Source organism: Salinilacustrithrix flava (assembly GCF_041228405.1).
GTDB classification, from domain to species: Bacteria; Actinomycetota; Acidimicrobiia; order Acidimicrobiales; family Salinilacustritrichaceae; genus Salinilacustrithrix; species Salinilacustrithrix flava.
In genome coordinates this window covers 2,226,192-2,251,842 of record NZ_CP133888.1, presented here as the reverse complement: position 1 = coordinate 2,251,842, position 25,651 = coordinate 2,226,192, and the positions used below count along the sequence as shown (strand labels likewise).

Sequence of the window (25,651 nt, the reverse complement as noted above, 5' to 3'; positions counted from 1 at the left end):
GACGTCACCTCTCAGTGCCTCTCCGCTCAGCGGCGGTTGGCGAGGTACTTCTTGTAGGTCTCCGCCGACTCGCGCAGCTCGGGGCGGGCGTCGAGCACGGGCTGGATCTTCTCCCACGCCTCTTCCTTCTTGTACGGGATGAACTCCCGGGGGAAGTAGCCCTCATGCGGGCGGTAGTCCTTGAGCACCCGGCGGGCGACCGTGGACTTGTGCACCTCGTCGGCGCCGTCGGCCAGGCCCATCGTGGGGGCGCCGGCGTACATGGCCTGCAGCGGCGTCAGGTCGGTGGTGCCGAGCGAGCCGTGGATGTGCAGGGCGTCGAAGGAGATCTCCCGCAGCACCCGCGCCATCGTGAACTTCACCGCGGCGATGTCGGTGCGGCACTCGGCGCTGGACGTCTGGTCCATCTTCCAGGCCGTCTCGAGCACGTAGAGCCGCAGCATCTTCAGCTTGGCGTAGGACTCGGCGATCTTCTCCTGCACCATCTGGTGCTCGCCGATGATCTTGCCGTGCGACTCACGGGACAGGGCCCGCTCGCACATCATGTCGAAGGCCAGCGTGCACTGGGCGATGGTGCGCATCGCGTGGTGGATGCGCCCGCCGCCGAGGCGCCGCTGGGCCAGGACCTTGGCGCCGTCCTCGGGGCCGAGGAGGTGGTCGTCCGGCACGCGCACGTCGTTGTAGATGATGTGGTTGTGGTTGCGCGGCTGGGGCTGGATCTCCACGCCCGGGGTCTCGCGGGGCACCACGAACATGCCGTTGGTGCACATCACGAAGAGGATGTCGGCGACCCGGCCCGCGGAGGTGAACCACTTCTCACCGTTGATGACCCACTCGTCCCCGTCGCGGACCGCTGTGGTCCGGAACAGGTTCGGATCGGAGCCGCCCTGGGGCTCGGTCATCGAGTAGGCGGAGAACATCTCCTGGTTGAGCAGCGGCTCGAGCCAGCGCTTCTTCTGCTCCTCGGTGCCGTAGGCGGCGAGCATCTCCATGTTGCCCGTGTCAGGCGCAGCCGCCCCGAACATCTGCGGGGCGCCGGAGTAGCGGCCGATGACCTCGTTCAGGAGGCCGAGCTTCAGCTGCCCGAAGCCAGGACCACCCAGCTCCTCGTCCAGGAAGATCGCCCACAGGCCCTCGTCCTTGACCTCCTGCTGGAGCTCTCGGACGTAGGCCTTCACCACCGGGTCCGGCGAGCGGACCGCGTAGGGGAAGACGTAGTCGAGCGGCTCGACCTTCTCCTTGCAGAAGCTCTCGACCCAGTCGAGCTTCTCCTGGAACTCGAGTTCGGTTCGAAAATCCCATGCCATCAGTCGTTCCCAACTCCGTGCCGAGCCCTTTGGCCGTAGTCGCCAAAGGGAGCATCTCGCTCGGCAGTTGCCTGCTTCCAACCCGTCTGCTCCGCACGATCGACGAAGTCGAGCCCCTCTTGGGTGTGACGTGCGACGCCGTCAAACAGATACCCGAGCATGCGGCTGGACTCCGGCGCGTACTGCTCCCGAGCCACGTCGTTCAGCAGCCACTTCATCATCTGCAGCTGGTTCAGCGGCAGACGAGCCATACGCTCGGCCAGGTCGCTTGCGCGCTGGAGCAGGTCGTCATCAGAGGTGCACTCCAGGATCATGCCGATGTCCGCGGCACGCCGACCGCTGATCTCGTCACCGGTGTACAGAAACCGTCGTGCCTGCTCGAGACCAAGTCGTGCAACCCAGACCCAGGGCGCTTCCGGTACGCCCCACACGCGGGCGGGCGGGTAACCGAATACCGCCGACTCGCTAGCGATGACGATGTCAGCGTTGAGAACTAAGTCGGTACCACCGGCGACACACCAACCTTGCACCGCTGCGATCGTCGGCTTGGAGATGTTGTGAAGCTTTGCGAACGTGTTTCCGAATCGGCTGATCATCTGGATGTCGGCCACGCTGTCCCAGACTCGCCCGCGCGTGCCGTCGCGGGTTGCCTGCCTCTCCGTCGACCAATCGAGCCCAAAGCCAGCGCAGAACGCTCGGCCCTCGGCGCGCAGCAGTACGACTTTCACCTTCTTGTCCGAGTCGGCCTTGTCGAGAGACTCGTCGAGCTCGTTGCGTAGGTCGGCGGTGATGGTGTTCATTTGCTCCGGCCGGCACAGCACCAGATGCCGAACGCCACCTTGATCGGAGATCGTGAGGCTAGGGGGCGGCATCGATCGCACTCGTTCCGTGGCGGCCAGCTCCGTTGGCGAACCGCTGAGCACCCCCACGGGTCTCCCCAGCCCGGATCGGCAGTAGGCCTCGCTCGACCTCATTCTTAAGTGCGTCATCGTTCGACAGCGACCATTGCTCATACGTCGACAAGCGGTCAGAGCGAAGACACATTTGCGGCAGTGCAGCCAGCTCCTGGGCAAGGGCTACGGCCTCCTTCAAGGCTGAACCGGGTTCGCACAACCGATTGGCAAGACCCCAGGAGAAGGCTTCCTCGCCGCTGATCGGTCGACCGGTGAGAATCATGTCCAGCGCTCGGCTCTGCCCAATCAGCCTTGGCAGACGAACCGTCCCGCCATCGACGAGCGGGACACCCCACCGACGGCAGAAGACTCCAAACGAAGCGTCCCGTGCAGCCACCCGCAAGTCGCACCAAAGGGCCAACTCAAGGCCGCCCGCCACTGCGAAGCCCTCGACGGCGGCGATCACCGGCTTAGACAGCATCATCCTCGTGCATCCCAGAGGACCTGGCTTGGCCATGTCACTCGAGACTCGGTTGCCGTTGCCCCGGCCGATCGCTTTGAGATCGGCACCGGCACAGAAGGTGCCTCCGTCCCCGGTGAGCACGGCGACCGAGAGGTCCTCGTCCTGATCGAATCGAGAGAACGCGCCGTGAAGGGACGTTGCCGTGCCTTGATCGACTGCGTTGCGCCGCTCGGTCCTGCTGACTTCAACGATCGCCACGGGGCCGTCAACGATGACGGTCACAGCACCGCTCTGGTCTTCGGTTTCATTCACCTGCATCGCGTTCCCTCTGTTCGCATACCGCTTGTCTGGCCGGTCTCGGTCATTGACCACCGGTCGTCGTGCTCAGACCCGACGGATGACCCCTTGCGCCTCAAGCGCTGAAAGACGGGATTCATCGAGCCCCAACAAGCCAGAGAGCACGCCGTCCGTGTGCTGACCCAGCCCTGGTGGGCGCCGAGTTGGCTGCAATGGCCAGCTCGTGGAGGTCATCGGATCTTTGGCCGTGTGAGCGACCCGACCGTCATCCAGTTCGATGGCCACCGGATTGCCATTCGCCTTGGCTTGCTCAGATTGAATCACCTCATGGAGCGGGTAAACTGGGTTGGCGATAACGCCGGCGGCTTCGAGTTTGTCGGCCCATTCGTCCAAAGGAGCGGTACCAAAGATCGCCTCAAGGTCAGCCGTCAGCTCCCCACGGTGCTCCAAACGGTCCGCATTCGTTTTGTAGCGAGGATCGTCCAGCCATTCCTGCTGGTCGATCACCTCACACAAACCACGCCAGGAGTTCTCATTGAATGCTCCGACGATCAGGGCGCGTCCATCGCCGCAGGTGAACGCGTCGTAGGGAGCGATCTGGGCATGCCCTCGGCCCATTCTCGGGATTTCCTCGCCTCTTGTTGCCGCCGCAGGGATGTAGTTCGCCATCATCGAGAACGCGACATCAAGCATGCTGATGCTGATGTGCTGCCCCTCGGGATGTTGCTCCCGCTGCAGGAGCGCGGTCACCACGGCGCCGTAGAGGTAGATCCCGGTAGCGAGGTCGATGATCGGCGGCCCGATTCTGACTGGGGCACCGTTCGGTTCGCCCGTCATACTCATGAGCCCAGACGTACTTTGGATGATGGTGTCATTGGCCGACCGTGATGCCCAAGGACCGGTTGGTCCGAACCCGGTAACACCGCAATAGATGACGTCCGGCCGCACCGCCTGGAGGTCTTCGAAGCCAAGGCCAAGGCGCTCCGCCGCGCCTGGACGCAAGTTCTGCACGACGACGTCCGCATGCGATCCGAGTTCAAGTACTAAATCACGGCCCCGCTGCTCCTTCATGTCGATAGCGACACTCTGCTTATTTCGGTTGACCGAGAAAAAGTAGTCCTTGTCGGGCGTGCCTTCCAACGGTGACCCAAGGTTGCGCACCAGGTCTCCGCCTAGGGGCTTCTCGACCTTGATGACATCCGCCCCCATATCGGCAAGTAGCATCGTGCCATATGGTCCTGCTACTGCGTGGGTGAGATCGAGAACACGAAGTCCCGAAAGTGGGCCGTTGGCCTCCATCACGCTTTTCCTCCTCGAATCATCGTGGCCCTTGTCGCCTACCTGCATGGTCATTGGATAGCCAGCACCTCCGTCTCAGCCCTCGCCGTCTGGCGGCGCAGTCCCTCCGTGCCACGAACGATGTAGAGGTTGATGGCATTGAGCGCATCTTGAAGCGCTCTTTCGCCGAGGAGGAGCTCCAGCATGTTGAAGAACCCGTGGAGCTGACCCGGATACGTGCGGTGGCTCACCAACGCGCCGGCTTGCGCCAACCGGGCCGCATAGGCCTCGCCCTGCGGGCGCAGCGGGTCAGCGCCTGCAGTGACGACCACCGCCGGCGGTGCACCCGCCAGCGTCTTCGCTCGCAGGGGGGAGACCTCAGGTCGGTCCGCAGATGCACCACGCCGGTAGGCCGCCAGGATCAGTTCGAGTTGACTGGCATCCAGTAATGGATCATCGGCATCGGCATCAGGCGTGGGGACGACAGCTTCCACGGCAGGGCAGATCAGCACCTGCAGCGCGACGTCCGTGCCGTGTACCGGCCCAGCGCCTGAGGCGACGGCAGTGGCAACACCTGCCCCCAACCCATCTCCCATGATGATCAGTCCACGATTGGGAGAACTCGCCGTTGGCATCTGGGCGGACATCCAGGCGAGCGCGTCGGCCACGTTCGCCTGAGCCTCTTGGTGCGTCCCCTTGGGGGGTCGTTTCCAATCGACGACCAGCACGGCGCAACCGCTGCGTTCGGCAATCTTGCGACAGATCGTGTCGTGTTCCCTAGGTCCGCCAGTCACCCAACTCGGTCCAAGGCCGGGCACATACACGATCGAACCACGTGGCCGAGGGATCGGCACGAGGAGCCGGGCCTGACCATCGGCTTCAGAGAAGACCCTCGGGATTGCGACATCTTCAGCTCGACTCATTCTCGGGGCTGGACCGTTCCGCTCGATGAGCAGCTGTCGATCGGCCAGCCGGTTCGAACCATCGAGATGATCGGCGAGCGACGTGATAAGTCGGCGGGAGGATTGATCCAACATCAGAGCTCCTACTGGGCCGAGCGGGTCGAGACCGAGGACTGCAGCCTGGAGTCCACAATCGCCTTTGTCTTCATAAAATGCGGATAACCCTGAGCAGCCTCCTCGTCGGTAGTCTTGCGATACATACCGAAGTGTCCAGGCGCCGAAAGAACCATGTGCGGCTTGCCCGGGATGTTCGAACCGTTCTGCCAGGAGTCCGAAAGAGTCTTCAGCGAGCGGTCTGCACGCCGGCGGATCCCCTGCACCCACTCCGACTCCAGATCCTCATATGGCTGGATCAGCTCGACGCCCTCTTGACGCATGTAGTCGATGCAGTCAGCGATCCACTCGACGTGGTGCTCGATAGCGACGGGAGCGTTGCCTTGAGCGCTGGTGGGACCGGTGATCATAAACATATTCGGGAAGCCGCTGGTGAGTAGACCCAAGTAGCCGCTCGGCCCGTCCCGCCATGCCTCTTGTAGCGAGAGACCGCCCTCTCCGCGAATGTCAATGTTGAAGAAGGGTCCGGTGAGAGCATCGAAGCCGGTTGCGAAAACGATGACGTCAAGGGCGAAGTGCCCTTCTTCGGTCTCAATCCCGTCTGGTGTCACTTCGATGATCGGATAGTGCTTGACATCGGCGAGGGTTACGTTTGTTCGAGAGAACGTCTCGTAGTAGTGCGTTCCGATGATGGGACGTCGCGCCATGTACGGGTGATCGGCGGGAAGCAGCTTCCATAGCAGGTCTTCATCCTGAACGAGCTCTCGAACCTTTGCCCGGATGAACTCCGAAACGGTGTCGTTTGCACGACGATCCATCAGGATGTCTTTGTAGGATCCGATGGCAAACTTCTGACCCCCTTCCGCCCAGAGACGCTCGTAGACTTGCCAGCGCTCGCGGTCATCGACGTCAAGCGCCGATAGGCCATTGTGCTGCCAAGGGAACCCTCCCGCGGACCACTTGGATCGTTCCCAGATTTCGGGGTAGTTGGCCTTTACCTCTGCAAGGAATGCTTCGTCGACCGTTTCGTGACAGGCCGGGACCACGTACTGAGGTGTCCGCTGAAAGACAACGAGGTGCTCGGCTTCCTCGGCGATGACAGGTATGGCCTGAACGCCTGTTGAGCCGGTTCCTATGATTCCCACCCGCTTGCCCTTCAGGTCGACACCCTCTGGCCAAGCCGACGTGTGGAACCACTCGCCGTCGAAGGACCTGAGTCCGGGCAGATCTGGGACATAGCGAGCGATCGTCAAATGACCGATGGCCGTGATGAAGTACCGAGCCCGCACGATTTCCCCGTCTCGCGTCTGGATCTCCCAGACGCGGTCCGCAGAGTTGAAGTGTGCTGCATCCACGAACGTGTTGAACGTGATGTCTTTGTTCAGGTCGTACCGCTCTGCCACGTGCTCCAGATAGCTCAAGATTTCTGGCTGGGTGGGGTACTTTCCGCTCCAGTCCCATTCTTGAAGGAGTTCTTCGTCGAACGAGTAGCAGTAGACGTACGCGTCGCTGTCGCAGCGCGCCCCTGGGAACCGGTTCCAGTGCCACGTGCCCCCCACACCGCTGGCCGCTTCGAGCACTCGGGTTTTCAATCCGAGGTCATCCCGCAGTTTGTGCAGCATGTATAGGCCGGCGAAGCCGGCACCAACGACTACCGCATCCACCTCGGCTTCGGTCCCTGCCTCGCTCGCCATGGTTCCTCCTGCTCGAATGCTTCGTGAGGCGCACGCAACCTGCTCAGCAGAGAGTTCGCCCGTTCGGCGGTGAGCGCTTGCGCCTTGGTGCGACCTCCCCCGAGATCGAACCGTTTTGGAAGTACATGTTCGTACCGTGGAAGCGAGTATGAATCCGGAGGGCGGCGGTGTCAACCACTCCCAGCGAGAACTCTCGCGATGGCTTGACGGGGCAGGGTCCGGACTGGCAGGATCGCTTTCACTCTACGAAGTTGGCGTTCCAGTTATTGGCCCGGGGGGACCGTATGAACGCGATTAGGGGACAGGGCGTGGACGTTCTCGCACTAGCGACCCGTCTCAGGTCCTCACCCACCATCCGTGCACTGATGCAACGCGTCGTGCAGCTTGTGGTCGTGTTGGGCGGCGTGAGTCTTCTCACGTTCTTGATACTGAACCTGCTGCCGGGCGATCCCGGTCTCGCGGTTCTAGGCGACAACGCTCCGCCAGAGGCCCTCGAGGCGTTTCGATCCCAGCACGGTCTCGACCGAGCGCTCCATGTGCGCTACTTCGACTGGGTTTCCGGTGCAGTCACGGGCGATCTCGGGACCTCGTTCCGGACAGACCAACCGGTGCTCGAGACCATCCTCGACCGCGTTCCGGTGTCTCTGCAGATCGTGGTCTTCGCCCAGATCCTTGCGCTGCTGATCAGCGTGCCCGCGGCGATCGCCTGCGTGTGGAAGCCACGAAGTTGGCTCGAGCGGACGATCAACACATCCGCGTTCGCCACGATTTCGGTGCCGAACTTTCTGGCTGCATACGTGTTGATCTTGATCTTCGCCGTGCACCTCGGGTGGCTCCCTGCAACGGGGTTCAGTCGCCTGAGCAACGGCGTTGTGGAGAACCTCCGCTCCATTGCGTTGCCCACCGTCACCCTCGCGCTCTCCCAGTTCGGTATCTACACACGAGTACTGCGCAGCGACATGGTCGACACGCTCGAGCAGGACTACGTGACGACGGCATACGGCAAGGGGCTTACGAACCGGCGGATCTTGGTTCGCCACGTACTACGCGGCTCGCTTCTCTCGCTCGTCACCGTCGTGGGCGTCAACATGGGAGTGCTGCTCGGTGGCGCAGTCATTACCGAAACGATCTTTGCGATACCTGGAATCGGCCGCCTGATGATCGAAGGGATCGCCCAACGGGACCTCATGGTGGTCCAAGGCGTGGTCCTCTTGGCCGCTACCGCCTACGTCGTGCTCAACCTCATCGTCGACGTTCTCTATACCGCCCTCGATCCACGAATCGAGCTGGGAGGACAGCGCCGTGCTTGACTCGACAGTTCCTTCGATTCGCTCTCGTGCTCGCAGGCTTGTCGGTGCCCGCATTCCGGTGGTAGTTCTAGCCGTTCTCACCGCTGCCGCAATGGTTGGTCCTCTTTTCGCTCCGGACAGCGGATCCCAGGATCTCCGCAACGCTAGAGCCGGGCCTCTCAGCCCAGGTCACCTCCTAGGCACAGACGGATACGGGCGCGACATGCTTGCGCGCACGCTCGAAGGCGCCCGCATCTCGATCTTCGTAGGCGTGGCTTCGGTTGCGCTGTGCTTGCTCATCGGAGGGACGCTCGGGATCACCGCTGGGTACTGGAAGGGCCGTATCGACGCCGGGATCATGCGGGTCATGGACATGGTTCTTGCGTTTCCCACGCTTATTCTTGCTCTTGCCATTGCTGCGTTCCTCGGTCCGAGCCTGCGAAATGTCGTCGTGGCAATCTCGTTCTCGACCTTGCCCCACTACGCCAGACTCGCTCGAGCTACCACCATGTCCATCACGCAGCGAGACTTCGTGAGCAGCTCAGCGCTCCTCGGAGCGCCACATCGGCACATCTTGTGGCGGCATATCGCACCGAACACCGTCAGCCCTCTACTGACATACGCCTTGCTCGCCATCGGCATGGCCATCATCGTCGAAGCATCACTCAGCTTCCTCGGGCTTGGAGTCCAGCCGCCGACGCCAAGTTGGGGGTCGATGATCGCGGAAGGACGCCCACACCTCCAAGGAGCACCTCATGTCGCTCTCGTCCCTGGGGCGTTTCTCTTCATGGTCATTCTGAGCCTCAATCTGCTCGCCGACTCCCTCCGGTCCGGCGCGCCCGCCGCAGGTCTGGGGCGGTAGATGCACTCCTCACTGTCGCCTTCTTCCGTGACCGACATCCTCGAGGTTGACGACCTCCACGTCGACTTCGAGCTTCCGCGAGGCCGATTGCACGCCGTCCGAGGAGCATCCTTCTCATTGGGCTCCGGGGAGAGTCTGGGGATCGTAGGAGAGTCGGGTTCGGGAAAGTCCGTCACCTCCCGCGCGATCATGGGACTCCTTCCGGCTACAACTGCACGGGTAAAGGCTCGGACGTTGCGCTATGGCCAACACGACCTGCTCGATGCCCCGGAGAGGGTCATGCGTCGCCTTCGAGGCGGCGAGATCGCGATGATTTATCAGGATCCGATGCGTGCACTGAACCCCATCATGCGTGTAGGTGACCAAGTCGCCGAGGCGATTCGGGCGCATGAACCGAGCCTCGGACGCAAGGAACTCAGCACCCGCGTCGTCGGCCTGCTTGACGCAGTACGCATCCCTGATGCCAACAAACGCATCAGGCTTTACCCCCACCAGCTCTCCGGAGGCATGCGACAGCGCATCGTGATCGCCATGGCACTCGCCGCAAACCCCAGCATCCTTATCGCCGACGAGCCGACCACATCGCTCGACGTGACTGTTCAAGCCGAAATCCTCGACTTGCTCGGCGACCTTCAGGAGGAACGCGGCATGGGAATGATCCTGGTCACTCACGACCTAGGTGTCGCTGCCTGGCACACGAACCGGATCATGGTCATGTACGCCGGCCGAGGGGTGGAGCACGCAACTACTGCCGACCTCTTCGAGGACATGCGCATGCCCTACACGCGTGCTCTGTTCGACTCCATCCCTCGCGTCGATATGCCGCCTGGCTCCCTACTGAAGTCCGTGGAGGGGCGGCCCGTGGACCCCTCCAATCCGCCGCCTGGGTGCGCTTTCCGAGAGCGATGCCATCTCGCAGTCGAAATCTGTGGGACCACTGCACCGCCGCGACGACAGGTAGGGAGCCACTGGTGGGACTGCTGGGACGACCAAGAGGAGAAGTCCGTCAAATGACCATCTCGCCTGGCGCGGCGGCTTCACCACCGGATACTCCGCCGACCCCACTCCTCGAGACCACAGGTCTCACCCAGACCTTTCGGCTTCCAACCGGAGCGGAGGTCCAGGCAGTGTCGGACGTTTCCTTCGTGCTGCATCGGGGCGAGACGCTTGGACTGGTCGGGGAGTCTGGCTGCGGAAAGTCGACCACCGTTCGCACGATCCTTCAAGCCCCACCACCCACAGCGGGGACGGTGACCTTCGGGGGCATCGAACTGACAACTACCCCACCGAGGCAACTGCGACGCTTGCGGCGCCGGATGCAGCTCGTCTTCCAGGATCCGCATGCGTCCATGAATCCGCGGTGGACAGTTCGCGATTGCATCGCCGAGCCGCTCCAAGTTCATCGAGTCGGCACATCATCAAGCCGAAACGATCGCGTACACGAGCTCATGGATCTCGTCGGCCTCGACGAGGGGTACTTGACGTCACGGCCAGGATCGTTGTCGGGTGGTCAGTGTCAACGGGTCGCCATCGCCCGGGCGCTCGCGCTTGATCCCGACCTCATCTGTTTCGACGAGGCAGTGTCTGCGCTCGACGTATCCATCCAGGCTCAGATCCTCAACCTCATTGCCAGGTTGCGAGCCGACCTTGAGCTCACCTCGATTTTCATCGCCCATGACCTGGCGGTGGTCAAGCTGGTTAGCGACAGGATCGGAGTAATGTATCTGGGGAAGCTCTGTGAGATCGGCCCAGCGGAAAGCCTCTACCGCTCACCTCGGCATCCGTACACGAAGGCGCTGCTCTCCGCGATTCCGAAGCCAGATCCGCGCCACCCTGATCGGCTGCGTCGAGTGAACCTGCGGGGGGAGCTTCCCTCACCTACCGACCCTCCCAGCGGGTGTCGCTTCCGAACTCGATGCGACCGCGCAGATGAGCGCTGCTCGCTGGATGTACCACCACTCCAAACCATCTCGCCGGGCCATCAGGTCGCTTGCCACTACCCTCTCTCCGCCAGTGCGCCCGTCGAGATGACACCTCTGCCAACACGGAGGGCGAATGGTGTCGTCGGGCAGTCGCCCACAAGATGATCGGTAAGTCAGTGTCAGACTCAAGCTCTCCGGCTACACCCGTTCGCTCGGTCTCCAGAGCGCTAAGCCTTCTCACTGCGCTTCGTTCGGACGGTTTGACGCTGACCGAGGCCTCCGAGCGGACGGGGATTCCTGTGCCGACGGCCTTGAGACTGATGCGAACGCTGGAGGCTGACGCCTTCGCGGTCCGACTCGCAGACGGCAGATATGTCCTGGGACCGGCGGCGTTGCGCATCGCATACGAAGCAGACCCTGACGGTCCGCTGCGGTGGATGGTGAGGAGCGCCGTGCTCCGCTTGCGGGATCGAACCAACGAGACCGTGTCCTTCTTCGTCCGCCGGGATGGTGAGTTGCTATGCCTTGAAACGGCAGAGTCCCGCGCGCCCGTTCGCTGGGTGTGCCCACGTGGTTCCCGTTCGCCGCTGCACCTGACTGCTGCAGGAAAGACCCTGCTCGCTCATGGGCCCACAAGGGAGCTGCTCGATCGACTCGCGGTCGACAACGGGACGTTCGAATGCGCTGGTGGGCGGGTCCGAACCCTCGCGGACCTCGAAAGTGAGCTCATGGAGATCCGCAGCGGCGCCCCCGCCGTGAGCGATCAGGAATCCTCACCCGATGCCTGGGACTTCGCACTTCCACTCATGGTCAAGGGTGTCTGCCTCGGCGCCTTCGCAGTCGGTTATCCGCGAAGCCGAGCGCCACGGACTGAGGGCGACCTACGCCAGCTCATCGACGTGTGCGCCGAGATCGTGACCGACTCGCTCGATGAGGCGCTTCTCACGTACGGGATCTGACTCCCCGGTTACTGCGTCAAACGTCGGCGAACGCCCGGGGGATCGGGGGCGAGATCAACAGCACGCGTGCTCACTATCCGGAGATCAACCCCATGACACGTGCTGCGTTGCCGCCGAGAAACCCACGCATCGCCTCGGGAGACAGATCCAAGCCACGTGCGGCGTCCAGTGCCCTCCGCAGCGGCAATAGTGGCGCATCGCTTGCGAAGATGAGACGATCCCTTCCTGTGGACGAGTCCATGAAGCGCAGCACCTCCGGCGCGAGGTAGTCAGCGAGCCAAGCCGAGTTCGCCAGGTGCAAACGCTCGTACTTGCGCATGAACCGGATCAGCAGCGATTCCCAGGGATGACCCATGTGTGCAGCGACAACGGTGAGTTCCGGGAAGTCGATTAGGACGTCATCCAGGAGCATGGGGTCCTGGTACTTGACACGCATCGGTGGCCCTGGGACCCCCACGTTCACCGACACCGGCACCCCGAGCGCTTCACATCGCTCATAGACTGGGTACAGGGCAGCAGCATTCACCGCGAGGTTGACGCTGATTGGGATCACGCGAACGACCCCAAGGCCAGGATGTGACGCGACTTCCTCGAGCTTACGACATACTGCAGAAATGCTCCCCATTCCGTCGATGTTCATTGCCGCTCGAAGGCGAGTTGGATGTTCAGTGCACCAACCCAAAACCTCATCGATCGTATAGTTGTAGCTGGGGTAAACCGGGTCAACGCCGACCATACCGGTCACGACTGACATATCAACACCGCATTCATCCATCTCGGCGACTACAGCATCTACGCTCCGCTCCTCCATTGCCTCTTGAGCCCCGAAGTAACCGGCCACCCTTTTCAACGCACCGTGGCTGCGCCACGCCTCTGCTGCTCTCACGGACCGCACATTCGTCCAGAAGTCGATGACGGGCGCTTTGGGGATCCCAGCCCCTGATGATGAAGTGACCACTCCTACTTCCTCTCCAATGACTCTTGGCGTCCACCCACAGTGGTATATGCGTCGCGATATTTGCTCAGAGCGTCGAGCAGATCGGCGGCGGCGGGCCCTTCCTGCAGTCCCTGGGCGAAATACAGACAGACGCGATCGACGAGGCCGGCGTATCGCCTCTGGATCTCCTCAGCGACACTGGAGGGCTCGCCAATCACTGCGAAGGTGTTGAGGACCTCGTCGTCAACACAGGCGGCCATGTCGTCCCATCGCTGCTGCAGCGAGAGCGCATGCAGTTCCGTCTGCAGTTCTCCCCACCCGTGGAGCTCGAGAACCTCCCGGTACGCCGGTGTTGATCCGTAGAAGGACACGCGACGCCGGTTCTCCTCCGCGATACGGGTGAGGTCGCTCTCATCGGATACGACCCCGACGAGAAGGGGCAACGAGACCACCACATCAGATCGCTGGCGCCCCGCCCGGGACAGCCCTCGCTGAAGGCTAGGAATGGTGCGTTCGCTGAGGTACCGAGCCGTCGTGAAGGAGTGGACACGCACTCCGTCGGCGACCTCGCCGGCGACTTCCGTCATCAGGGGGCCAACCGCAGCCAAGTGCACCTCAGGCCGACCCCACTCACGTACGGACGGGGAAAACGTCGGCGTCATTAGTGTGTGCGAATAAAAGTCGCCATTGAAGTCGAGCGGAGCACCGGTTTCCCACGTACTCCAGATCGCATCTACGGCGAGTAGGTATTCCCTCATTCGGGCCGCCGGACGAGACCAAGGCATCGAGTAGCGGCGCTCGATGTGCGCCTTCACCTGTGATCCCAACCCGAGCATGAACCGCCCGCGAGAGAGGGCGTTAAGGTCCCAGGCAATCTGGGCGACGGTCAGTGGGCTACGTCCAAACGCGACCGCGATAGCTGTACCCAGGCCGAGCGTCGAGGTGACCGGCGCTGCGACTGCGTTCGGCACGAACGGGTCCGTTCCTGCCTCCGCAAACCAAAGGGCATCGAACCCTGCTGACTCAGCGGCAATGGCCTCGGCAACGGTGTCTGTCAGCGGCCGATCGAGGCGCACATCAATCTTCATGGATCCAACAACTCACGGAGGTTATCTCGCATGATTAGCCGAACCTCTTGTTCACCTAGACCCGCAAGGGAATGCGCGAACTCGGCGGGAGACTTGGTTCCCTCCGGATGGGGGTAGTCCGACCCGAGAAGCACCATTTCAGGCCCAAGTATCTGCACCAAGCCAACACAGTCATCCTCGTGATACGGCGTGAGCTTCACATGTTGGCGAAAGTAGTTGGAGGGCCGATCGGCTGGCTTACCATTCGGCCAGGCCCCGTACCGGCCCATCTTCGCGCCCTTGTCTAACTGCTTAAGGAAGTATGGAACCCATGCCGAACCATTCTCGATGCTCATCACCTTCAGCTCCGGATAGCGTCCGAACAGGTTCTGATATATCAGCGAAGCAAGCGTCTCCATAATGGGACGATCCCCGAAGAAGAAGCCCCACTGGAGCGCGGAGACGGATCGAGCATTGGGTCGAGGCTCTTCTCCCCACATCGCCGACACATCGGTGTAGCCCGAATCGGCGAGATGGAAGGCGATGGGGATTCCCGCCTCCGCAATCCGAGACCAGAACGGATCGAAGTACCTATCGGCAATCGATCGTCCACCGATCGGAGCTGGACGGATGTGGATAACCCGCGCTCCCCTTTCAAGAAGCCGGTCCGTCTCGGCAACGGCCTCGTCAAGGTCGACCAAGGAGATCAGCGGGACACCAAGGATTCGACCGTCGTCCCCGAATCCCCAGTCTTCCTCAACCCAACGGTTGAATGACCGCAGGTTGGCGTAATGGGCGGGAACATTATGCAGCGTTTCCTGTTCCCATGCGACTCCGACCGTTGGAAGCAGGAGTGTCGTTTCCACCCCCTGCTCGTCCATCAGCTTCAGTCGCTCGCCGCGATCCTGAAACGCAGGGTGCATATTCTCTGAGGATCGCGCCTCTTCAAATGATCCATACTTCGTGCTGCGCAGAATGTCTTTCAAGGCTCCCGGAGGCTCACACTTATCAAACTTCACCGTCGGGAATATCAAACGCCGGTCGCCGAAATAGAGCACCTCCTCACCAGTCTCTAGTAGCTCGGGCCGGATAGCGGCGTCCCGAAAGCTGGCCTCGATGTGCCTCGTAAAGCAGTCGCGGGGTTCGTAATAGTGGTTGTCGGCATCGAAAAGCCGGTAGTTGAGCGGCGCAACCGCTTCCTTGACAGTCATCTGACAATCCTCCTGTTCGGTGTGCCCTGGCAGCTGTCGGACGGGAAGTTCGTCAACTCGAACGCGAGGCGGAGGTGAGCTTCACAACTCCATCCGGCGTCGAAGGGATACCGAGGATGTCTGCGCGGGCCACCCATGCGTCGTTATGGTTTGCCAGCAGCGCATAGGGCATGATCTCGGCGGCAACCTCGGCGATTTCGGCGAAGATTCCTGCTCGGTCATCATTACCGATCGTGGTGTCCGCAGCTTCCAACAGTTCGTCCATCCGAGGATCACTCATCTGTGCAGTATTCCGAGGGTTACCTGTACCGTATCTCGAAGCAAAAACTAGCGGTTCAATATCACCAGTGAAGGAGAACTGAGCTGCGTCGTAATCCCCTGCAGTGACCTGTTCGATGGCGGCAATGTTTTCGCTTCGCTGTACATCGACGTCCATGCCGGCCTCCATAAGCATCGCCTGTACAGCCACCGCCTGTTCGTAGACGAGTTCAGGTGTCAGCAGCGTGAAACTGATGCCCCCCAGATCTTCGACCAAGCCACGCGCGCCCTCGAGGTCGTACGTGGGATAGCTGTCGATTTCTCCCGGGTATGCCCAGGTATTGCGAGGGAAGATGCTGGTTGCAGGCTGGATTTGTCCCGCGTGCAAGGTTTCGTGCAAGGTTTCGAGGTCAAGGGCCATTGCAACGGCACGACGTGCCTCGATTTGGTCAAACGGAGGTCGTCCCATGTTGAAAGTGATGTAGTAGGAGCCGAACCCGCCGAACTCAATGAGTTGGAGATCATCGTTTCCTCGGATCTCCTGCCAACGCTGGTAGCTGTTCTCCCAGTACATGTCGACCTCACCCGACTGGATCGCCGCATAGCGAGTCGCTGAATCGGGGATGGCTCGAAAGGTCACCTCATCGAGGTACGGCAGGCCGTCTTGCCAATAGTCAGGGTTGCGCTCAACCCGGATCGAATCGTCCTGAATGGACTCGACGAACGTGAAGGGCCCCGTTCCGATGGGGAGGTCGGGCGACGTACCTGCAGCACCGATCATGCCTACGGGTCCCGCAAGGGTTGCCGGGAAGGAGGCGCTTGGCGCCTCCAGCGTGTAGGTCACTTGGAAGTCGTCCGTTGCTTCCACACTCGTGATGCTGGAAACACTGGCAATGCAGCGACAGTTGTTCTCGGGGTCCATGAGGCGCTCGGTGTGTGCGACCACACTGGCTGCGTCAAAGGTGGTGCCATCGTGGAACAGCACTCCTTCCCGCAGATCCAGTACCCAAGTGGCTCCGCCGTCGGGGGTCTCGAAGGACTCAGCGAGCAGAGGAACGATCTCTGCAGACTCATCGACTGTCACCAGCGTGTCGAAGATCGTGCGACCGACATCCTTGGCGGAGCGGGTAGTGATGCTCAGCGGATCGATCGGCTCAGGGAACGAGACCAGCGCGTAGGTGAGTTCCCCTCCGCGCCTCACATCGTTTGCGTCCGTGCTCGATCCGTCGACCTCACCCCCGCTTCCACTCGCCGCCGCGGGCGTGGCGGCCTCGGCCTGCTCGTTAGGTGAGTCGTCGTTACCGCATGCCGCTAAGAGCAGCATGCAGACGAGTAGCGCGCGGAGTTTCATGGGTGATGCCTCCTGTGCCCAAGATCCAGGCCTAGTTGTGTGATTCTTCTGATTGGCAGATGCAAAGGTTCCCGGAGGCTCGTTCCGACAACGAGACCTGGTCCGGTTCAGGTCGTTCGATCGTCGAAGATCGAGACCGGCTGAGAGTGTTCGACTGGAACTTCGGGCAGACCGTCTGACCGGGAAGGAACCAGAACGGTGGCGGAGCCAGCTGCGACGCTCTCGTGCCGCTGGTTCGTCGCTTGGAGCCTTAGATCCACTTCGCAGCCACGTTCAGTGAGTCGCTTGTCGGCGACGCTGCACGCGATCCGGTACAGATCGCCGTGGAATACGAAGCCGCGCAGCGATACTGCGAACCGATAGAGGAACGCATCGTCACCCATCCAGTTCGTGACTGCGTGACTCATCGCAGCGATCCGCTCGGGTCCGCTCTCGACTGGCGCGGGAAGTCCGACGCGCCTGGCGGCAAACGCATCATGATGAATGGCAGCTTCCGTCACCGGAATGCCCAACTCGTCGCGGGGGAACGCTGCGGGATTGGTCCTGCGAATCCTGACCGCCTCGGAGTGGGAGTAGTGAAAGCGGCTTGCGTGCAGGCCCGCGCCGCCGACGAACGTCAAGTAGGTCGAGGTTGTCCAAGGCCCCTTGATGAGGGGCGGCGCCTCGTCGCCCACGGTGACGTCTTCGTACCAGCGCGGTCTCGAGCCCTGGACGTGCTCCTGCAGGTACTCAGCGTCTATCTCCGCCAACTCATCGGGCTCATACACGTGCGAGAGGTCGAGAGAAGCGAACCGGTCAAGAGTCGGGCTGGCACGACGCTCCGAACGGATTCGACGTTCACTGATGACGCCCACCAGACGCCCCTCAGACGTCCATATCACCGTGTCATTCGTCTCGTGGACCGACCGACGGCCATCCTCCCGCTCACGAACTTCGAGATTGGCCAATCCTCCTCGTACCCGAAAGCGCTCACCGGGACGCACCGGACGGAAGAAGGTCATCGCTATCCCGGCGTACGCCCCAGCTGCGCCGGCCAACGGATCCGAGACATCACCCTCCGATACCGCAAGATGACCCTCCCCGTCGCCCACGTAGCGAAGGAACGTCGGGTGGCCGATCAGGCCCCTCCACCTCGAGGATTGCGCGTAGCCCTCATCGCGATAGAGAAGGTTCAGGTCACCGATGCCGCGTGAGTAGCCGGCGAGAGAATCAGTCGAAGCGAGCCGAACCCCCCGCATTGGCCCGGCCTGTGGCTCGCCGACGCGCGCCCGAAGGCAGTCGATCGCCTGCTCGGTGATGATCACGGGATCGGACTCCCCAATCCCTCCGACCCCCGCCGATGCGTCAAAAGTGGAGTCTTGGTTTCGTTCCACGAAATCGCATTGTGAAGGGCCGACCTGCCGTCGTCAAGGGCATTCTCCGCCCCCTACCCGAATCTTGGCCGTTCGGAGGGAAGGGCACGCCGGCGACCACGCTCGCTTTTCGCTCAGTGGTGCTCTGTTTTCACGCGCGCGGCGCCCCTGGCGGTTCCAAGCGTTGGCTCCTGTCGATCGCGACGGCCCGCCTCGTGCCGGCGGGATCTGCGCTTCGCTGTGCGCCTCGCACACTCGCCGGGCGGTGGTCGACCGGGCGCCGTACCGGGTGACCAGCAGCACGAGCGTCGATCCCTCCCGGCATCTCTAACGGACGGATTCCGGGGGAAGACCGCAGGTTCCAGTACGCCAGCTGTGCAGCCGCGTCGTTGCCGTCAGGCTCGAACCCGCACCTGCTCCACGACATGGTCCGGTGTGGCATGAACTTCCCGGCGCCAACCGAGGTCTCGGCGTCGCGCTCTGCCGTGCCCTGCTCGGGCGCAAGGACGGGTCTACGCCGGCGCGCGCGACCTCGCGACCGGGACACCACAACCGCTGCGTCAGCACCTACCTGGTCTATCTGCCGCTACGAGACTGCGGTCGATGACAGCCACGCAACTCGGCGCTTCAGCGCTCTAGGCACAGCCGTCTTGAGCCCTGTTTGTGGAGCCGGCCTCCGGCCGTCCGGTCGGGCTCCTTGCGCACGACTCAATGCACCTTGGGTTGCCTCTTCTCGTCGACGCAGGACGGTGAAGCTGGTGCATACCTTCACCGCCATCATCACCTTCGAACGCCAAGCACTCGTACCCGAGGATGTCGTAAGTGCAGTCACCGTCTCGCTAGCCCAGACGACGACCGTCAACCTCCGCGTTCTCCAGACACACGTCCATTCCGCTGGATGCCTTGAGGACGGCGAGATGGAGATCCACGACGACGGCAGCTGCTCCTACCTCGAGTGCGATCCCGTCGGCGACCTGCACCAAGTCATCTTCGCGGTGACCCTCCGGAGCTCAGAGCGCCGAACAGAACGCATCAGCAAGGTGGTCAGCGATGCCGCTATCACAGCTGATCCCTTGGGGCTATGGGTGACGACACTTCGGGCCCCGGTGGAGGCCAACGCTCGTATCCAGTGCGAGCCCGGGCCCGCATCTGCCTGACCCGACCTGCTTGCGTTCGAGCAGAGCGACGGGACAGTTGTAACAACCCACTCTTCGTAACGTTGTTTCCCGAGGGTGGGTTGTTACCGGACTTTGCAGGTTCGGAAGGCCCACGAACCCGACATCGCGGCGACTGCCGGGGCGTCTGCGACGGGCACCGAGGACTTTGACCGTGCCCGACTGAAGGAGAACATGGTGACGCGCCCGAGCGCAGGGAACGCACTGGTTGCGGTGGCTGGCCACGCCGTCGAACCACACACGACCATGGACGGGTGGCTAACCGCCGCCACCGCGACGCCCGCTGGTGTGGAGCAGCTTCGGGCGAACAACCGAACGCACTCCGAGAACAAGAAGAAGCGGCACACCGATGGAACGCGAGATTCGTATGACCGATGGTGGAAGCTCTTCGGCAGGTGGTTGACCGACCCGGCACGCCGCGTCCGGGGCCGGGCGCTCCCGGCGGCCACGGTCGAGATGGCGCTCGACCCCACGGACAGCCGCGGCGAGGCGCTGCTGCTGATGTGGTTATACGAGCTGACCTACGGGCCCGAGGATTCGCAGGCCGCCGCGGAGTGGCGAGAAGAGTTCGGCTACATCTCGCCCAACACGTTCAACATCGCCGTTGCCGCCATCAAGGCGCGATGCGAAGACGAGCTGGGACACCGACCGCAGTTCACGACCGACACCGAAACGGCTCTCACGGGCTGTCGGCAAGAGCTCAGAAAGCACTACGGGCCCGACGTGCAGGCGACACCGCTTCTCGGGATACACATCCGCACGATTGTCAGCTACCTGCATCGAGCGCGCCCATCCTGGCGTAGTGACGGAGGCGGCTGCACCCTCCGATGGTGACTGAAAGTCGAGGGTCTGTCGAGGGCGCTCGTGAACCACCTGGCGACCGAGGACGACGATGACGATGGACTGCGCGAGGCGTTCGTGAAGGTGTCCGCCCTCGCCATCATGAAGAAGGTGCGCGAGGCCGTCGACCGCGAGGCGGACGAGCTCGCTGAGAAGTGGTTCGCTGAGCACCGGGTGGCGATCAAGGAACTGCCCGACGAGCGTCAGCAGGAGTTCGAGGAAATCCGGGCCGAGGCGACGGAACCGACGAAGGGCGAACTGAAGCGACCGCGCACGCGCATGGAGGACTTTGCCGTCATTCTCGACGACGGCCAGACCGCCGTCGCCCCCGTCGCAACACGCCACCTGATGTCCGACGAAGACGGCGAGTTCCCCCTGAGCTCGTTGAACGAATGGGAGTACGAAGTCGTCAACGCCGAGCTTGCCCGCGCCTCATGCCGGGGGTGGTACCGCAACCCGCCGCGGGCGGCGGTCGACTCACTAGGGGTCAGCTACCGGGACCCGGTCGGCAACTGGCGGTCCATGCACCCCGACTTCATCTTCTTCAACGAGGTCGGCGACGACATCGTCGTGTCGATCGTCGACCCGCACGGCCACCACCTCGAAGACTCGCTGATCAAGCTCCAAGCGCTCGCCAAGTTCGCAGAGCAGTACGGATCGAAGTTCCACCGCATCGAGGCCCTCGCCAAAAGCCGCAACCAGATGCGTGTGCTCGACCTACAAGACGCCGCCGTGCGTGCCGGCATCCGGTCCACCGACAAGGCGCCGCTGGAGCTCTACGACAGCGAGCTGGCCGTCGACTACGACGCATCTGGTGCGTAGCCGGGCGTACGAGGCTGCTGCCGGCGGGCTCTAGGACAAGACTGGGCATATGGCGGGGCGGGTTGTGGACGGCTGGTCGATCGACGTCGACGCCTCCGGCGTGCGCGTCGCTGGGCCGCGAATCTCCTTCGAGGTCGACGCCGGCGAGGCCGATTCGACGTCGTTGCGGTGGGGAGTGTTCGGCCGTCGGTTGTGCCGGGCCGGGCAAAAGCCCGAGCGCATCCGGGGCATGCCGAGAGCGGTGGCCCAACATGTCCGTGCTTCGATCGCGAGGGTCGCCGTCGACTCGGAGTTGCGGGCATGGGTAGGTCGCTTCGACGACCTCCAGGCAGCGTGCGAAGGCGGACTCGCCGCCGGGCGGTGGGTGCCGTGGGACGTCCGCGACGCCTTCCTCGCCGACCGTCGATCCGACTTCCCGACACGCCTCCGTAAGTCGAACGCGCTGGCAACGCTCTCGACCCACGAGACCGAGGCGCTGGACTTCAGCGCCGACGACATGGCCGCGCTCGTGAATGCGACCAACGAGAAGGTCCTCAGACGCGAGCTGTCGGCGCAGCGGGACTTCTTCGCGTCCATTGAATCTCAGCCGCTGACCGACGAACAGGCTCGGGCTGTGGTCACCTTCGACAACCGCGTCCAGGTGCTCGCCGCCGCCGGGTCAGGCAAGACATCCGTAATGGTCGCCCGAGCCGCTTACGCCGTCGCTCGAGGGTTCGTGCGTCCGGAGCGGATCCTGCTACTCGCCTTCAACAAGAAGGCGGCGGACGAACTGCAGGAGCGGATCGAGGCGCGTTTCGCGGCGGCGGGTCTGGACGCAACCGGCGTTCGGGCATCGACGTTCCACTCGTTCGGTCTGTCCGTCATCGGCGCCGCGACCGGCCGCAAGCCGTCGCTCGCACCATGGGTTGCGGACGGCCGCGAGCTGCAGAAGCTCAGCGAGATCGTCGACCGTCTACGCGACTCCAACGTCGCGTTCCGGTACAAGTGGGACCTCTACCGGATCGTGTACGCCGCCGTCTCCCTCGACCCGGCGGGCGGACCTGCAGATGCCTACAACCGAGAGACACGTCAGTCGGGGTTCGAGACCCTCGACGGGAAGATCGTCCGCAGCGAGGGCGAGAGGATGATCGCCGACTGGCTGTTCCTGAACGGCGTCGACTACCGCTACGAGCACCCGTACGCCGTCGACGTCGCCGACGCCACACACCGCCAGTACACACCGGACTTCTACTACCCAGACATCGACGCCTGGCACGAGCACTGGGCGCTCGGGCGCAACGGCAAGCCGCCTGCGGAGTTTCAGGGCTACGAGGACGGGATGCGCTGGAAGCGCACACTGCACGAGCAGCACGGCACCGACCTCATCGAGACAACGTTCGCTGAGATCGTCCTCGGAGAAGGCGGGTTCATCGGGTTGGAGGAAGCGCTGACCAGCCGCGGCATCAATCTGGACTGGAACCCAGACCGTCCGATGCGGCGCGAGCCGGTCTCACACGATCAGCTGGTCAAGCTCGTCCGGACGTTCCTGAGCCACGTCAAGTCGTCGCGATCCACGGATGGCGACCTGCGAGACCTGCTCAAGACGTCCCGTAGCGAGCTGTCCGGCGCCCGGACCATGACGTTCCTCGACCTGTTCTGGCCGATCTTCGACGCCTGGAACGAAGAACTCCGCAAGGGCGGGTTCGTCGACTTCGACGACATGCTCGGGAGTGCCGCTGACTCGGTTGCCGACGGGTTCGACCCCGGCTACGACCTCGTGCTGGTCGACGAGTTCCAGGACTCGTCCCAAGCTCGCAGTCAGCTGGTGCAGGAGCTCGTCGCCCCGCCCGGCCGCTTCCTTATGGCGGTCGGCGACGACTGGCAGGCCATCAACCGCTTCGCCGGAGCGGACCTGTCGGTCATGACGGACTTCCACCAGCGGTTCGGTCCAGGCCCACAGCTGGCGCTCACGACTACGTTTCGATGCACCCAGACGATCTGTGATGTCGCCACCCAGTTCGTGTCCAAGAACCGTCGCCAGTTCGACAAGAGCATGCGTGCCCTGAACCAGGCCGACCGAGGCTCACCGGTCGAGGTCACTCACACCGACGTACCCGCCGACGCCGTCGCTGCACGACTACGAAGGTGGTCCGAAGAGGCGGGGACCGACGGTGCCAGCGTGTACGTCCTCGGTCGCTACAACTTCGAGCGCCGAGACGCTTTGCCGTCGGAGATCCCGGAGAACCTCCGCGTGGACTTCCTCACTGTCCACTCGGCGAAGGGCTCCGAAGCGGACTACGTCGTCATTCCAGGCATGAAGTCAGGCACTTACGGCTTCCCCTCGACCATCGCAGACGATCCCGTCCTCGACTTGGTGATGGGCGAGCCGGACACCTTCGAGCACGCCGAAGAACGACGGCTCCTGTACGTGGCACTGACGCGCGCTCGTCGTGGCGTCCACCTCGTCGCGTCCCCGTCACGCCCATCTCCGTTCGTGACCGAACTGCTGGACGAGGGTTCATCGGGTGACGGTCGGCTGGTCGTGGAGGTCGACGGACACGGCACGCACGTGCCTTCGACACAACGCGTGCGGCCTTGTCCGCAATGCAATGGCGGAGCCTTGGTCGCACGCACCGGCGGTCACGGCCGGTTCTTCGGTTGCAGTTCGTTCCCGGCATGCACCTACACAACCAACGACCCGATCGGTGGGGCGACCACAGCAGCCCCGCCCCGTCGATCCGCAGAAGCGACTACGCCAGCGTGTCCCAGGTGCGGACGAGGAACGCTTCGGAGGCGAAAAGGCAAGTTCGGTCCCTTCATGGGCTGCACCGAGTATCCAACCTGCCGGTACACGCGAAACGTCTGAGCACCGTCGGCCCGGCGCAATCCTCGTACCTCTAGTTCTTGCGCCCCTACCCAGCTCGCACCACTCGCCGATGACCCTCGACCCTGTTGCAACTGAATGCAACAGGGCGCAATCTCGGTGTAGGTCACGCACCATCGAAGCCGGAGACCAGCACTTCAAGATGCAACTCGACATTGCAAGAAGTTGCATTGCAACGGGCGCCAAAGTGCGCGTAGTGCTCGCTGACTCAGGACGCTCCGAGGGCTCCGACAGGATTCAGTCGGAGCCCTCGGTGACAGGACGCTGTCGCTAGGATGCAGACCAGGCCTGCAGGAGCGGCGTCCTAGCGGTTCTGGCGCAGCGGGTCGATGCGACCCTCGGAGATCGCCCGGGCGACGATGCCCTGCTGGATCTGCTCGGTGCCCTCGAAGATGTCCATGATCTTGGCGTCGCGGTGCATGCGCTCGACGTCGTACTCGCGGGTGTAGCCGTAGCCGCCCAAGATCTGGATGGCCCGTTCGGTGACCCACGTGGCGGTGCGGCCGGCCTTGAGCTTGGACTGGCTGCCCTCGGCGTACTTGTAGCCATCGCCGTTGCGGGACAGCCACGCGGCCCGCCACACGAGGAGGCGGGAGGCGTCGATCTCGGTCTTCATGTCGGCGAGCATGAAGGCGATCGCCTGGTTCTCGAAGATCGGCACGCCGAACGCCTTGCGCTCGTGGGCGTACTCGAGCGCGATCTCGTACGCGGCCCGGGCGATGCCGACGGCCATGGAGGCCACCGCCGGGCGGGTGGCCTCGAAGGTGGCCATGGCCGGCTGCTTCGCGCCGGTCGCCGTGCCCTCGCGGGCCTTGGCCAGCTTGGCGTCGAGCTTCTCCTTGCCGCCGAGCAGCATGGAACCCGGGATGCGGCAGTCGGTGAGGACGACCTCGGCGGTGTGGCTGGCCTTGATGCCGTGCTTCTTGTACTTCTGGCCCTGCTCGATGCCGGCGGTGCCCTCCGGGATGACGAAGCTGGCCTGGCCGCGGGAGCCGAGCGAGGGATCGACCGTGGCGGTGACCACGTGGAGGTGGGCGATGCCGCCGTTGGTCGCCCAGGCCTTGGTGCCGTTGAGGACCCACTCGTCCTTGGCTTCGTCGTACTCGGCGCGGGTGCGCAGCGAGCTGACGTCGGAGCCGGCGTCGGGCTCGGAGACGCAGTACGCAGCGATCTTGATGTCGTTCTCGTCACCGAAGCACTGCGGCACCCACTCCATCACCTGCTCGGGCGTACCGTTGCCGGCGATGCCGGCGGCGGCGAGGCCGGAGCCGAAGATCGACAGCGCGATGCCGGCGTCGCCCCAGAACAGCTCTTCGAGGGCGATGGGCATGGTGAGCCCGGTGGGGTCGGCCATCGACATGTTGGCGAAGAAGTCGAAGCCGTACAGCCCGATCTTGGCCGCCTCCTGCACGATCGGCCAGGGGAACTCCTCCTTGTCGTCCCACTCCTGGCCCGCCGGACGCAGGACGTCCTTGGCGAACTCGTGGATCCAGTCCCTGATCTGGATCTGGTCGTCGTTGAGCTGGAGCGAGAACTCGGCCATCGGGGTTCCTCCGGGGCGGGGGCGGATCGTCTCGGGCACCGCGGGCGCAGCGCCACCTCCCACGAAGTTACCGACGAGTAACCCTCGACGGCCAGCCGGTGCGTGCGGATCGACGATGACGCGGGCGATGAACCCTACCGATCTGTCCGGATTCAGGTGGTTCCACGCTGCTTTTGGATGACGAAAGGAGAAGATGGGAAGGACACGTGGGCTGAGGGGGCGAAGCCTCGACCCGGACCACTTCCGACCTCG

At 63.2% G+C, this 25,651-nt stretch carries 21 protein-coding genes; 9 read left to right on the top strand and 12 right to left on the bottom strand.

The annotated features are described in order from the left end of the window. Nucleotides 1-26: 26 nt before the first annotated feature. From RGQ06_RS11070 to RGQ06_RS11045, 6 genes are all read right to left on the bottom strand, one after another. Entirely contained in the window at nt 27-1,307 is a 1,281-nt protein-coding gene (locus tag RGQ06_RS11070; protein WP_432428929.1) for an acyl-CoA dehydrogenase family protein, read from the bottom strand. Next, entirely contained in the window at nt 1,307-2,179 is an 873-nt protein-coding gene (locus RGQ06_RS11065) for a crotonase/enoyl-CoA hydratase family protein (RefSeq protein ID WP_432430722.1), read from the bottom strand. Before RGQ06_RS11065 ends, RGQ06_RS11070 begins: the two co-directional genes overlap by 1 nt. Continuing rightward, the gene (locus RGQ06_RS11060; protein WP_432428931.1) at nt 2,166-2,981 is read right to left on the bottom strand and encodes a crotonase/enoyl-CoA hydratase family protein; all 816 of its coding nucleotides are present in this window, start codon (nt 2,979-2,981) and stop codon (nt 2,166-2,168) included. The genes RGQ06_RS11065 and RGQ06_RS11060 overlap by 14 nt, the downstream gene beginning before the upstream one ends. A 66-nt stretch (nt 2,982-3,047) precedes the next feature. Continuing rightward, a complete protein-coding gene (locus RGQ06_RS11055) occupies nt 3,048-4,259 on the bottom strand; it encodes a CaiB/BaiF CoA transferase family protein (RefSeq protein ID WP_432430721.1) in 1,212 nt (403 codons plus the stop codon). A 50-nt stretch (nt 4,260-4,309) separates the two neighbouring features. Beyond that, nucleotides 4,310-5,275: an alpha/beta hydrolase fold domain-containing protein gene (locus tag RGQ06_RS11050; RefSeq protein WP_432428933.1), complete on the bottom strand. Its 966-nt coding sequence runs from the start codon at nt 5,273-5,275 to the stop codon at nt 4,310-4,312. An 8-nt stretch (nt 5,276-5,283) separates the two neighbouring features. After that, nucleotides 5,284-6,948 carry a flavin-containing monooxygenase gene (locus RGQ06_RS11045; protein WP_432428934.1) on the bottom strand — a complete coding sequence of 555 codons (1,665 nt, stop codon included), beginning with the start codon at nt 6,946-6,948 and terminating at the stop codon, nt 5,284-5,286. A gap of 365 nt (nt 6,949-7,313) precedes the next feature. On the opposite strand from RGQ06_RS11045, the gene RGQ06_RS11040 reads away from it, so the two are divergent. The 5 genes from RGQ06_RS11040 to RGQ06_RS11020 all read left to right on the top strand — a co-directional run bounded on the left by RGQ06_RS11040 (nt 7,314) and on the right by RGQ06_RS11020 (nt 11,980). After that, nucleotides 7,314-8,258, top strand: coding sequence for an ABC transporter permease (locus RGQ06_RS11040; protein ID WP_432428935.1), 945 nt, complete (start codon nt 7,314-7,316; stop codon nt 8,256-8,258). Nucleotides 8,259-8,460: 202 nt separating this feature from the next. Further along, nucleotides 8,461-9,099: an ABC transporter permease gene (locus RGQ06_RS11035; protein ID WP_432428936.1), complete on the top strand. Its 639-nt coding sequence runs from the start codon at nt 8,461-8,463 to the stop codon at nt 9,097-9,099. Between the two features lie 27 nt (nt 9,100-9,126). Further along, complete coding sequence (locus RGQ06_RS11030) at nt 9,127-10,113, top strand: ABC transporter ATP-binding protein (RefSeq protein ID WP_432428937.1); 987 nt, start codon at nt 9,127-9,129, stop codon at nt 10,111-10,113. After that, nucleotides 10,005-11,186: an ABC transporter ATP-binding protein gene (locus RGQ06_RS11025; RefSeq protein WP_432430668.1), complete on the top strand. Its 1,182-nt coding sequence runs from the start codon at nt 10,005-10,007 to the stop codon at nt 11,184-11,186. Before RGQ06_RS11030 ends, RGQ06_RS11025 begins: the two co-directional genes overlap by 109 nt. Continuing rightward, entirely contained in the window at nt 11,183-11,980 is a 798-nt protein-coding gene (locus RGQ06_RS11020; RefSeq protein WP_432428939.1) for an IclR family transcriptional regulator, read from the top strand. The genes RGQ06_RS11025 and RGQ06_RS11020 overlap by 4 nt, the downstream gene beginning before the upstream one ends. Nucleotides 11,981-12,053: 73 nt before the next feature. On the opposite strand, the gene RGQ06_RS11015 is transcribed toward RGQ06_RS11020, so the two are convergent. The 5 genes from RGQ06_RS11015 to RGQ06_RS10995 form a co-directional block, all read right to left on the bottom strand. Then, entirely contained in the window at nt 12,054-12,866 is an 813-nt protein-coding gene (locus RGQ06_RS11015) for an amidohydrolase family protein (RefSeq protein WP_432428940.1), read from the bottom strand. A gap of 74 nt (nt 12,867-12,940) precedes the next feature. Further along, nucleotides 12,941-14,005, bottom strand: a complete 1,065-nt coding sequence (locus RGQ06_RS11010) for a TIGR03617 family F420-dependent LLM class oxidoreductase (RefSeq protein ID WP_432428941.1) — start codon at nt 14,003-14,005, stop codon at nt 12,941-12,943. Beyond that, on the bottom strand, nt 14,002-15,195 hold the full coding sequence (locus tag RGQ06_RS11005; protein ID WP_432428942.1) for an amidohydrolase family protein: 1,194 nt from the start codon (nt 15,193-15,195) through the stop codon (nt 14,002-14,004). Before RGQ06_RS11005 ends, RGQ06_RS11010 begins: the two co-directional genes overlap by 4 nt. A 52-nt stretch (nt 15,196-15,247) precedes the next feature. Then, nucleotides 15,248-16,804 carry an ABC transporter substrate-binding protein gene (locus RGQ06_RS11000; RefSeq protein WP_432428943.1) on the bottom strand — a complete coding sequence of 519 codons (1,557 nt, stop codon included), beginning with the start codon at nt 16,802-16,804 and terminating at the stop codon, nt 15,248-15,250. Between the two features lie 107 nt (nt 16,805-16,911). Then, nucleotides 16,912-18,108 carry an FAS1-like dehydratase domain-containing protein gene (locus RGQ06_RS10995; RefSeq protein ID WP_432428944.1) on the bottom strand — a complete coding sequence of 399 codons (1,197 nt, stop codon included), beginning with the start codon at nt 18,106-18,108 and terminating at the stop codon, nt 16,912-16,914. Nucleotides 18,109-18,914: 806 nt separating this feature from the next. Between RGQ06_RS10995 and RGQ06_RS10990 the strand changes: the two genes are divergently transcribed. The 4 genes from RGQ06_RS10990 (at nt 18,915) to RGQ06_RS10975 (ending at nt 23,838) form a co-directional block, all read left to right on the top strand. Further along, nucleotides 18,915-19,313, top strand: a complete 399-nt coding sequence (locus tag RGQ06_RS10990) for a hypothetical protein (protein ID WP_432428945.1) — start codon at nt 18,915-18,917, stop codon at nt 19,311-19,313. A gap of 93 nt (nt 19,314-19,406) precedes the next feature. Beyond that, nucleotides 19,407-20,165 (top strand): hypothetical protein, encoded by a 759-nt coding sequence (locus RGQ06_RS10985; RefSeq protein WP_432430667.1) that lies wholly within the window; start codon nt 19,407-19,409, stop codon nt 20,163-20,165. 30 nt (nt 20,166-20,195) lie between these two features. Next, nucleotides 20,196-20,993, top strand: a complete 798-nt coding sequence (locus RGQ06_RS10980) for a hypothetical protein (RefSeq protein ID WP_432428947.1) — start codon at nt 20,196-20,198, stop codon at nt 20,991-20,993. Between the two features lie 64 nt (nt 20,994-21,057). Continuing rightward, a complete protein-coding gene (locus RGQ06_RS10975) occupies nt 21,058-23,838 on the top strand; it encodes a UvrD-helicase domain-containing protein (protein ID WP_432428948.1) in 2,781 nt (926 codons plus the stop codon). 322 nt (nt 23,839-24,160) lie between these two features. Here the strand turns inward: RGQ06_RS10975 and RGQ06_RS10970 are convergent, their stop codons facing one another. Further along, a complete protein-coding gene (locus RGQ06_RS10970) occupies nt 24,161-25,399 on the bottom strand; it encodes an acyl-CoA dehydrogenase family protein (protein WP_432428949.1) in 1,239 nt (412 codons plus the stop codon). Between the last annotated feature and the right edge of the window lie 252 nt (nt 25,400-25,651).

Bases quoted from the DNA above. Each gene is read 5' to 3' on its own strand.
- RGQ06_RS11070 (WP_432428929.1), bottom strand. From the start codon at position 1,307: ATGGCATGGGATTTTCGAACCGAACTCGAGTTCCAGGAGAAGCTCGAC.
- RGQ06_RS11065 (WP_432430722.1), bottom strand. From the start codon at position 2,179: ATGCCGCCCCCTAGCCTCACGATCTCCGATCAAGGTGGCGTTCGGCAT.
- RGQ06_RS11060 (WP_432428931.1), bottom strand. From the start codon at position 2,981: ATGCAGGTGAATGAAACCGAAGACCAGAGCGGTGCTGTGACCGTCATC.
- RGQ06_RS11055 (WP_432430721.1), bottom strand. From the start codon at position 4,259: ATGGAGGCCAACGGCCCACTTTCGGGACTTCGTGTTCTCGATCTCACC.
- RGQ06_RS11050 (WP_432428933.1), bottom strand. From the start codon at position 5,275: ATGTTGGATCAATCCTCCCGCCGACTTATCACGTCGCTCGCCGATCAT.
- RGQ06_RS11045 (WP_432428934.1), bottom strand. From the start codon at position 6,948: ATGGCGAGCGAGGCAGGGACCGAAGCCGAGGTGGATGCGGTAGTCGTT.
- RGQ06_RS11040 (WP_432428935.1), top strand. From the start codon at position 7,314: ATGCAACGCGTCGTGCAGCTTGTGGTCGTGTTGGGCGGCGTGAGTCTT.
- RGQ06_RS11035 (WP_432428936.1), top strand. From the start codon at position 8,461: ATGCTTGCGCGCACGCTCGAAGGCGCCCGCATCTCGATCTTCGTAGGC.
- RGQ06_RS11025 (WP_432430668.1), top strand. From the start codon at position 10,005: ATGCCATCTCGCAGTCGAAATCTGTGGGACCACTGCACCGCCGCGACG.
- RGQ06_RS11020 (WP_432428939.1), top strand. From the start codon at position 11,183: ATGATCGGTAAGTCAGTGTCAGACTCAAGCTCTCCGGCTACACCCGTT.
- RGQ06_RS11010 (WP_432428941.1), bottom strand. From the start codon at position 14,005: ATGAAGATTGATGTGCGCCTCGATCGGCCGCTGACAGACACCGTTGCC.
- RGQ06_RS11005 (WP_432428942.1), bottom strand. From the start codon at position 15,195: ATGACTGTCAAGGAAGCGGTTGCGCCGCTCAACTACCGGCTTTTCGAT.
- RGQ06_RS11000 (WP_432428943.1), bottom strand. From the start codon at position 16,804: ATGAAACTCCGCGCGCTACTCGTCTGCATGCTGCTCTTAGCGGCATGC.
- RGQ06_RS10970 (WP_432428949.1), bottom strand. From the start codon at position 25,399: ATGGCCGAGTTCTCGCTCCAGCTCAACGACGACCAGATCCAGATCAGG.